The sequence below is a fragment of the Aquimarina rhabdastrellae genome (assembly GCA_947387485.1).
In the GTDB taxonomy this organism is placed as follows: Bacteria; Bacteroidota; Bacteroidia; order Flavobacteriales; family Flavobacteriaceae; genus Aquimarina.
This window is the reverse complement of the sequence record CANDNT010000050.1, coordinates 1-1,297: the sequence shown is the minus strand read 5'-3', so window position 1 is coordinate 1,297 and position 1,297 is coordinate 1. Positions and strand designations below refer to the sequence as shown.

Sequence of the window (1,297 nt, the reverse complement as noted above, 5' to 3'; positions counted from 1 at the left end):
CCAGAGAGTCTTATAGCTTATGAATTAGAAATAAAAAGTATAGAAGAGCTAGAGGGATTAAGTTTTGTAGTGGTAGAAGTATATGAAGAAAAAACAGGAGCAGAAATACCCTCGATGATGGATCATATCAACAATGCAATCAATGTACCTTTATTGGCTTCAGAATTAGAAGGAGTATCAAAAAGATACCCTAAATTATGGGCAAAATGGAATAAAAAAGAGACGAATAAAGAAGAGGGTTACTTTAAAAATTAAAAAGCAGTAATTTTTCATATAATAGCTATACAATCAGTGTTATATAGTTAGTGCTATAAATATAATTTTTTACAATAATGAAGTTTATTATTACATAAATAGAAATAGTTGTAGATGAATTTAGGAGTAATTAAAATACCAAGGTAATATTAAATATCACCTTGGTATTGATTGATATATTTATTCTTTAATTATTTTCTTTGTATATCGTTGATTGTTAGTTTCAATATTTAGAAAATAAATTCCTTTTCGTAATTCACTTATGTCTAATCTTTGTTTATTAGATTTCGATAAAAAATCACCTTTTTTAGCTCCATTTCCCATAATATCAAAAATTGAATATGAAATAAGATGTTCATCTTTATTAAGACTTAATGATAATTCATCCTCTATTTGATCTATAAAAATTACTAAGTCATTAGTATTATTTCTATCATATTTTCTTAAGAAAATATTGTTTTCAATCTTTTTATAAATAGGGATTGAAATATTATTTCTAAAATTTAAAATCATTAGATATAGTCCTTTTTCAATTTTATCCCCATCATGTTCATCTTCTGATCCTATATTAGCTATATCAATAGGAATTAAATTAATGTTTTGTAAATTTTCTAAAATTGGCTTGATTGGTTTACAAGGATCTCCACCCCCAGGAGAGTAAAAATATCCTGGAGGACATGGGTTATCAGGATCAACAGTCGTTTCATCACAGTCTAAATCAATACTAGATGAGTCTAACTCCAATACTAATACATATGAAGTAATTCCGTTTTCAGTTATAATTTCTTCCCAATGATAATTATAATTCGAAGTTGTATTTGAGAATAAAGCTGAGCAGTCTAGGAAATTTACGGAAGCACTTGAATAATGTCCTATGTCATATGAACTATAACCATCGTTAGACTGATTTTCAGAATATTGTTGACCAGTACATTCTAGTGGTGTTGAGAGTTGTGCAGAAGCATTCATCCTATTTAAAGCAGTACCAAAAGATAAGGTACAACCTTCATTCCCTATGCCATTTATTGGATCTGTAGTTGTA

Annotated in this window: 2 protein-coding genes; one reads left to right on the top strand and one right to left on the bottom strand. The window is 27.8% G+C overall.

Translation table 11 applies throughout. The features are described 5' to 3' along the window. A partial coding sequence (locus ACYEKI_RS21185) for a hypothetical protein (protein WP_459213211.1) occupies positions 1–255 on the top strand: 255 nt, incomplete at its 5' end. A 180-nt stretch (positions 256–435) separates the two neighbouring features. On the opposite strand, the gene ACYEKI_RS21180 is transcribed toward ACYEKI_RS21185, so the two are convergent. Further along, on the bottom strand, positions 436–1,297 hold an 862-nt coding region (locus tag ACYEKI_RS21180), incomplete at its 5' end, for a T9SS type A sorting domain-containing protein (protein WP_459213210.1).